Source organism: Nostoc sp., from assembly GCF_036917755.1.
Lineage (GTDB): Bacteria > Cyanobacteriota > Cyanobacteriia > Cyanobacteriales > Nostocaceae > Nostoc.
The window spans coordinates 22804-30301 of the sequence record NZ_JBALFC010000155.1 but is presented as its reverse complement, the minus strand read 5'-3'; the positions used below and the strand labels follow the sequence as shown (position 1 = coordinate 30301).

Below are 7498 nucleotides of genomic sequence, written 5' to 3'. Positions count from 1 at the left end.
ATTGGGCATTGGGCATTGGGCATTGGGCATTGGGCATTGGGCATTGGGCATTGGGCATTGGGCATTGGGCATTGGGCATTGGGCATTGGGCATTGTAAAACTCTTCCTTTGTTCCCCAAAGTTCTATACTCCGTTGGAGATAGCTACGCCATCTAAGGAAGCCTGAACTTTAGACTTCTCTCCTTGTCCCTAGTTCCTGATGCCCCATGCCCCGTGCCCCATGCGCTATGCGCTATGCCCTATGCCCTTTGTGATACCAGTAATACCACTGCCTCGCGCTCCGAACTGCAAACCAGAGCAGAACTAAAGCAATTAATCCTCCTTGCCAGGGAGCACCAAAGGCAAAAAGTACTAGAGCAATACATAAGGTATCTTGAAGAAAGACTGCCCACAACGGTAAGCCACGTAACCGATAGAACCAACCAACTTGAACTAGCTGGAGTACTAAAGCTAACAAACCCCCAATTATGGCAATCAGCCAGTTTGGTGTTGCTGTTGCGGTAGCTACTGCTAACCCCATAATTGCGCCCACGACGGGAGACATGAATAATTGAAATAGTTGGAGCAATCTTTGCCCCCATAGCTTTTTTGAGGCGAATAATTCAATTAATGACCAACTGGTGAGGCAGCCTAATAATATTGGTGGAGAAATGTGAGATAAAATTGGAACTTGTGACCACAAGTTACTACCCTGCAATAGTCCAATAATTAACAAAGGTATGCCTATTCTCATTCCTGCTGCTGCGGAGGCTGAAAGTGTGGCTAGAATTTCAATCATTAAGGCACTCGAAGCACTAATAAATAAGTAGATATTTGTTATTTATACTACCCATAATTGGCAAAAATTCCAGCACCAAACTGACAGTCTTTAGCAATGAAATATTAAAGATTTTTGGTATTTTAATATCTTCTTTTTTGACAGCATTTGCGTATTTTTTGGTTAACAGTTTAGTAGTGAGCGCTTAAGCGCTCACTACAAGCAAATTAATCCTAAATACCCAACCTTTGGTAAACCTCTTCTAAATGCGTCAGATGCTGCTGGGGGTCAAAACATACCTCTAGTTCTGCTGGGGACAACTTTTGAGTAACGCGAGGGTCTTTGCTAATTAAGTCCTGGAAATTACCTTCAGGCTTGTTCCAAGCGGTGTGAGCGCTTTCTTGAACGATCGCATAAGCTTCTTCTCGGTTGCTTCCCTTGTCTATCAAAGCCAGTAGCACTTTTTGACTGAACACAACGCCGCCGTAACAGTTGAGATTTCGTTTCATGTTCTCAGGATAGACCAACAGGTTTTTCACCAAGTCGGTTATTTCTACCAACATAAAATGCGTCAATGTGCAAGCATCGGGCAATATCACCCGTTCTACAGAACTATGGGAAATATCCCTCTCATGCCAGAGAGCAACGTTTTCCAAAGCTGCACCTGCATGACTTCTGACGAGTCGCGCCATTCCCGTTAGCCGTTCCGAACGGATGGGATTACGCTTGTGTGGCATTGCTGAGGAACCTTTTTGACCTTTGGCGAAGAATTCTTCAACTTCCAAAACATCTGTTTTTTGCAGATTGCGAATTTCTACAGCAAAACGTTCGATGGATGCCGCTACCAAAGCTAATTGTTGCACGTAGTCGGCGTGGCGATCGCGCGAAATAACTTGCGTTGAGGCCGTATCGGGTTTGAGTCCGAGTTTTTGGCAAGCGATCGCTTCTATACGCGGTTCAACATTCGCATAGGTTCCCACTGCACCAGAAATCTTACCCACAGCGATCGTTTGGCGGAGTATTCTTAGACGTTCTTGGTGTCGCAACACTTCTGCTAACCAGCCAGCTAGCTTGAAACCAAAAGTGATCGGTTCAGCATGAATACCATGCGATCGGCCAGCCATCACTGTATGACGATGTTCTCGTGCTTTTTGGCGAATTACCTGAATCAAATCTTCCAGACGTTGCAATAATATATCCAGGCTGGCAACCAATTGCAGTGCTAATGCTGTATCCAAAACATCGGAACTAGTTAAACCCAGGTGAATATAGCGTCCGGCATCACCTACATATTCATTGACATTTGTCAAGAAAGCGATAACATCGTGGCGGACTACAGCCTCAATTTCCAGTACCCGCTTCGGGTCAAAATCTGCCTTGGCCTTAATTTCCTCAACCGCCTGAGATGGAATGTAACCCAGTTCAGCTTGAGCCTCACAAACAGCAATTTCGACTTGCAGCCAAGTTTTTAGTTTATAGGCTTCACTCCACAGATTAGCCATTTCGGGCAAAGTATAACGCTCGATCACAGTTTGGCACAGAATACAACCGTCATATTCTACAGTCTAATTAATGTAGATCACTTTTTAGTGCTGCTTTTTGCTCAGGGACGGAACTAGTTTTTGAATCCGAGGTGATGATACTAATCCTACCGTCAGCCTCCATATATGCAAACTTCACATCTGCTAAAAATTCCACACCTTGCTGACGTAACTTGCTCATCAACTCATCGTCTGTAATTAACTCTCGTTGCAAATGGCGCTGAATCATCCGACCATTTTTTACCAATAGCAGTGGCGGTTGATTCATAAAACGTTGGAACTGTGGTATTTTATAGCCTAACCAGTTCAGCAAGTAGCTCCAAAAAATCACTGTTCCTACCAGGATAGCGCCTTCAGTAATCGATGTATAATTACTTGCCATAGCATTTTGGGCAGCTTCAGCAAATAGCACAACTACGAGTAAATCAGTGATTCCTAGAGTTCCTAGTTGTCGGCTAGGAAGCACGCGTAGCACTGAGAACAGCGCCAAATAGACCAGCGACCCACGGATAATCAACTCAAAGACGCTGATGCTAGGAATAAAGATTGCCTGCCAATTGATGAAAAACCATTTTTCCATTAGCACTGATTTTCTTCCTTTTTCAATAGACTTCTGGAAAAAATCCAGTCTAAGGTTATTTATAAACACAGAGTAATTATCTATAATTATATGTGATTTATTTCATACAAGTGATTTTCATTAGAGGTTAAATACTTTAATCTATATCAGATTTAAAAATATAAACCTCCAACAATTAGGGATTAAAATCGCTGATTTTTTCTTTTCTGTTTTAAGCGCTTGGGCTTTTTGAAAGACTGGAATAAGCGATTAATAAAGCGAGAAGATGGCTTTTTTGCTTGCTCCGTTGGATTCGTGCCATTATGTTTTGTGTTATCAGACAGAGGTATGGCATTCTTCGTTGGGGTTATGCCACTTCCGTACCTTCTGGCATAAACTTGGGTAAACTCTGCACCGAAGAAAAGAATTTGTGCAGCATAGTTAACCCAAGCTAAAATCACTACCAATGAACCAGCAGCACCATAGGCTGAACCAAAACTGCCATTACCTAAATACTGTCCTAATAAAAACTTACCAATAGAAAACAAAAAGGAGGTGAGCATAGCTCCAATTAAAACATCACTCCAAGCAATTTTGACATCTGGTAAAACTTTAAAAATGAGTCCAAACAGGAACGTAGTGATGGCAAAAGAGACGATGAAATTGAGAATTTGCCAGAGGAAGTCTACACCTGGTATCAAGTTGCTAAAGTATGTTACTAATGCTGCTAACGCCGTACTAATTACCAGAGAAACTAAAAGTAAAAAGCCAATCCCGATCACCATTGCAAAGGACAAAAAGCGTAGGCGAATGATGTTAGTTACACCGCGTCCGGGTTTCGGTTTCACTTCCCAAATCGTGTTGAGGGAATCTTGCAACTCGGTAAATAGACCAGTAGCACCTAATAGCAAAACTACAACACTAATGATGGAAGCGATCGCACCTGTTTGTGGTTTGTTAGCATTCTGAATGGCTGTTTGGATAAATGCTGCGCCATCTTTGCCAACTAAGCCTTGAATTTGTCCAACGATTTGACCCCTTGCCGCCTCTTCTCCAAATACTGACCCTGCGATCGCAATTACAATAATCAGCAAGGGTGCAATCGAAAAAATCGTGTAATAAGCTAACGCCGCCGCTAACCGTGAGGCTTTATCCTCACTCCATTCTTTGAATGTCTCTTGTAATAACTTCCAAATCGCCTGCAAATTCATCCAATCAGTCTCCTTAAGGAATGCCGCTTAGTTCCTGATATATTGGATACTTATTTCTTAACTAGCCACATCCACCCAAGGGAGTTTGTGCAGTGTTCTTGAGGAGGAATTTAGAATTTTATAGTGACATGACAAGGCGATGTCTACGATGGGCGTAGCTGCGGCGCCAATTGGCGATAATAAAGATGCGCTGATTTTGATAATCTAGCAAAGCAACTGTTACCTAAAAGCAATGACACAGACGGCAGCAATTACAGAAGCGATTACCACTCTTCAGGATGCAGAAAATCGATTCGGTTTTGTTCGTGTTGAAGACGAGCAATTTTTCCCAGAGTGGTATGAGGGATTGTCTGAAATTACGGAACCGGAAAAAGCCTCTGTGGATGTCGTGCGGCGCAGGTATCTCTATCACCGTGCCGCAGGTGATTTACTAGAAGGGACAGTCATATTGTTGTTGGTGTCACCAATACTTGCACTCTCAGGATTTTACGATCCTCCTTTCAGAATCGAGAATCCAAAGACTCAACTTGCTTCCCTCTGCGTACCAGAATCTGCTGCATTCTCATACCAATTCTGTATGAAGATGCGCTAAACCATATTTAAGTACAAGAAAGATAAACGAACCGCAAAGGACGCAAAGGACACAAAGTAAAGAAAGAAAGAAAGAAAGAAAGAAAGAAAGAAGTTAAAAGGGTTTGGCGCAGCCTCACAAAGAAATGGTATCAGTAGCATCCAATTCTTGACGATACTCTTGAATATACTGTTGAACTACGTCAAAGTCTGGATCATCTTTAAATACTCCTGCAAATTTCATCCAAGGTTTTTGAGATTGCTCAGTTTGAGGTAATTTGATTTCCATCGGAATGACTTCAACTTTGTCCAGATGTTGAACCAAAAGCTGGTTTAGTATCAAGAGTGCCTGTTCACGAGTTGCTGCTTCGACATGATATTGGGGAAGTTTCAAAATAGATGCGATCGCGCGACCATCTTCTCTAGTTTCCAGCAAAATATTGACTTTTAAATTTGCGGTCTGTGATTCTGCTAAAGTATTTATTTCCATAAAGTTTTGACTCTTACTCATTTATTATAATCATAGCTTTAGCCTTGCTGTTCTAGCTGCTGCTAACACAAAGTATCTCCGTCAACCCTTAACAAACTTAAGGCATCATAACAAGATTTCTACTGCATTCTATCAATTGTGCGATACTGAATCGCTTCTGCTACATGATTGGTTTTTAGCTCATCGTCTCCTGCTAAATCTGCAATAGTCCGCCCTACTTTGAGAACGCGATCGCTTGCTCTTGCCGATAAACCTAATTTTCTAATTGCTACTTCTAATAAATTGCGACTAGCATCATCTAACTTACACCATTTCTGGAGATGACGACTTTGCATGTGGGCATTGCAACGCAGATTTGGTTCTTCTTGGAAGCGGGTAATTGCGCGATCACTTGCTTGTTGCACCCGTTCCCGTACTGATGTTGATGCTTCTCCGGTAGGTTGTTGGGTAATTTCTTCTGGTTTCAAGCGATTCACCGCAACTTGTAAATCAATTCGATCCATCAACGGCCCAGAAAGTTTTGCCCAATATTGCTCGCGTTGACGGGGAGAACAAGTACATTGTTGAATGGTATCGCCATAGTAACCGCATGGACAGGGATTGGTACTCGCCACCAAAGTAAACTGGGCGGGAAACGTTACCGATAGTTTGGTGCGCGAAATTGTCACATAGCCATCTTCCAAAGGCTGGCGCAGAAATTCTAAAACATCACGTTTAAATTCCGTGAGTTCATCCAGAAAAAGCACGCCCCTGTGAGATAATGATATTTCTCCAGGACGAGGGAAGCTACCACCACCGACAAGAGAAGGCCCGGATGCCGAGTGGTGGGGGCTGCGAAAAGGGCGATCGCGCACCAACGAACCACGGTTTTTCAATAAACCAGCCACCGAATGGATGCGAGTCACTTCTAAAGATTCCGCAAAACTCAGGGGCGGTAAAATTCCTGGTAAGCGCCGCGCTAACATGGTTTTGCCACTACCAGGTGGCCCGACAAAAATTAATTATCTTTAGCTCTTAAAAACAATTCTACAAAGTAAACAACAACAACTTGACAAGTACAACTGCACTGTGTAGACTATTTAAAATTGAGCAATTCCACACAGTCCATAAAGTCTACAAAGTAAATGAAAGTTCAAAGGGTACGCATCCCCAATAGCGAGAAAGTAACCTGGATTGTACTAGGGGATGACTATCTTCCCATAGAACCAATTCAGCAGTATCTAGCTTATTTAGAAAGCATTGAGCGATCGCCAAATACAATTAGGTCTTACGCTCATCACCTCAGTCTTTATTGGGAATATCTTCAAACCTACGATTTGGATTGGATACAAGTTAGCGTAATTGAACTTGCCGAATTTATGGCATGGCTTAGAAGTCCTAATCCTCAAAAAATTGCATCAATGCAAGAAGTAGTCGCCAAGCGTACAGAATCAACTGTAAACGTGATTCTGACTTCAGTCTGTATGCTTTACGATTTCCACGAAAAAACGGGCAAAGTACCACATATTCCTCTCTATCGGTCACAGATCATGCCAGGTAGGAAGTATAAAAGCTTCTTGCATCACATAACTAAAAGCAAACCGACAAAAACTCGTTTACTCAAGCTCAAAGAACCAAAGCATTATCCAAAAACACTTTCATCTGAGCAGGTCAAACAACTTATTGATAGTTGCAAGCGAATTAGGGATAAATTTTTGATTTGTTTACTGCATGAAAGCGGTATGCGAATTGGGCAAGCACTAGGTCTAAGGCATGAAGACATTCAGTCTTGGGATAATCTAATCATTGTTATCCCTAGAGACGACAATGCTAATGGCGCTCGTGCTAAAGGCAATTCTCCCTACAATGTCGATGTAACAAAAGAATTGATGGGACTTTATAGCCAATATTTACAAGATGAATTCATGGAAATACTTGGTGATGACCTCAGTGACTATGTTTTTGTAAATCTTTGGGATGGAGAGATTGGCTCCGCGATGACATACAACAATGTCATGGATTTGTTCAATCGCCTCAAAAGGAAAACTGGCATTGCTGCTCATCCCCACATGCTTAGACATACACACGCTACAGAACTAGTTCGTGAAGGCGTGGGAATGGCTTATGTCCAAAAGCGACTAAACCACGCAAGTATTCAAACCACAATAGATACCTATGTTCATGTCAACAATGAAGACATGAAAAGAGAATATAACCAATATTTGAACAAGAGATATGATACAGAATCAGCCAGCAGTCCAGAGGCAGAATAAAGTCTATCAATTTATCAACTGCCCAAGGTGTAAAAGCACCAGTTTTAGGAAAAATGGGAAAAATTCATCAGGTACCCAAATTTATATATGTAAGCAGTGCTACAAAACTTTTACACCG

Annotated in this window: 7 protein-coding genes and 2 pseudogenes; 3 read left to right on the top strand and 6 right to left on the bottom strand. The window is 42.2% G+C overall.

Annotation, left to right across the window (positions count from 1 at the left end):
• Window positions 1-232 precede the first annotated feature (232 nt).
• From V7L05_RS32920 to V7L05_RS32905, 4 genes are all read right to left on the bottom strand, one after another.
• Window positions 233-778 carry a DUF4126 domain-containing protein gene (locus V7L05_RS32920; protein WP_335170477.1) on the bottom strand — a complete coding sequence of 182 codons (546 nt, stop codon included), beginning with the start codon at window positions 776-778 and terminating at the stop codon, window positions 233-235.
• Between the two features lie 212 nt (window positions 779-990).
• Window positions 991-2286, bottom strand: a complete 1296-nt coding sequence (purB, locus tag V7L05_RS32915; RefSeq protein ID WP_335170476.1) for an adenylosuccinate lyase — start codon at window positions 2284-2286, stop codon at window positions 991-993.
• A 40-nt stretch (window positions 2287-2326) separates the two neighbouring features.
• The gene (locus V7L05_RS32910) at window positions 2327-2878 is read right to left on the bottom strand and encodes a DUF421 domain-containing protein (protein WP_334948039.1); all 552 of its coding nucleotides are present in this window, start codon (window positions 2876-2878) and stop codon (window positions 2327-2329) included.
• 182 nt (window positions 2879-3060) lie between these two features.
• The gene (locus V7L05_RS32905) at window positions 3061-4068 is read right to left on the bottom strand and encodes a YihY/virulence factor BrkB family protein (RefSeq protein WP_335170475.1); all 1008 of its coding nucleotides are present in this window, start codon (window positions 4066-4068) and stop codon (window positions 3061-3063) included.
• 232 nt (window positions 4069-4300) lie between these two features.
• On the opposite strand from V7L05_RS32905, the gene V7L05_RS32900 reads away from it, so the two are divergent.
• Window positions 4301-4660: a hypothetical protein gene (locus V7L05_RS32900; RefSeq protein WP_335170474.1), complete on the top strand. Its 360-nt coding sequence runs from the start codon at window positions 4301-4303 to the stop codon at window positions 4658-4660.
• A gap of 114 nt (window positions 4661-4774) precedes the next feature.
• Here V7L05_RS32900 and V7L05_RS32895 read toward each other — a convergent pair whose 3' ends face one another.
• Together V7L05_RS32895 and V7L05_RS32890 are read right to left on the bottom strand one after the other, a co-directional pair.
• A complete protein-coding gene (locus V7L05_RS32895; protein WP_335170472.1) occupies window positions 4775-5149 on the bottom strand; it encodes a hypothetical protein in 375 nt (124 codons plus the stop codon).
• Between the two features lie 98 nt (window positions 5150-5247).
• Window positions 5248-6129, bottom strand: a pseudogene (locus V7L05_RS32890) (YifB family Mg chelatase-like AAA ATPase); the annotation flags it as partial.
• Window positions 6130-6252: 123 nt separating this feature from the next.
• Here V7L05_RS32890 and V7L05_RS32885 point away from each other — a divergent pair.
• Window positions 6253-7380 (top strand): tyrosine-type recombinase/integrase, encoded by a 1128-nt coding sequence (locus tag V7L05_RS32885; protein ID WP_335170471.1) that lies wholly within the window; start codon window positions 6253-6255, stop codon window positions 7378-7380.
• A pseudogene (locus V7L05_RS34935) lies at window positions 7343-7483 on the top strand (transposase); the annotation flags it as partial. The gene V7L05_RS32885 and the pseudogene V7L05_RS34935, both read left to right, overlap by 38 nt.
• Window positions 7484-7498: the final 15 nt, after the last annotated feature.

Excerpts from the sequence above, each read along its gene's own strand:
- V7L05_RS32920 (WP_335170477.1), bottom strand. The coding sequence starts at position 778 with ATGATTGAAATTCTAGCCACACTTTCAGCCTCCGCAGCAGCAGGAATG.
- V7L05_RS32905 (WP_335170475.1), bottom strand. The coding sequence starts at position 4,068 with ATGAATTTGCAGGCGATTTGGAAGTTATTACAAGAGACATTCAAAGAA.
- V7L05_RS32885 (WP_335170471.1), top strand. The coding sequence starts at position 6,253 with ATGAAAGTTCAAAGGGTACGCATCCCCAATAGCGAGAAAGTAACCTGG.
- V7L05_RS32900 (WP_335170474.1), top strand. The coding sequence starts at position 4,301 with ATGACACAGACGGCAGCAATTACAGAAGCGATTACCACTCTTCAGGAT.
- V7L05_RS32910 (WP_334948039.1), bottom strand. The coding sequence starts at position 2,878 with ATGGAAAAATGGTTTTTCATCAATTGGCAGGCAATCTTTATTCCTAGC.
- V7L05_RS32895 (WP_335170472.1), bottom strand. The coding sequence starts at position 5,149 with ATGAGTAAGAGTCAAAACTTTATGGAAATAAATACTTTAGCAGAATCA.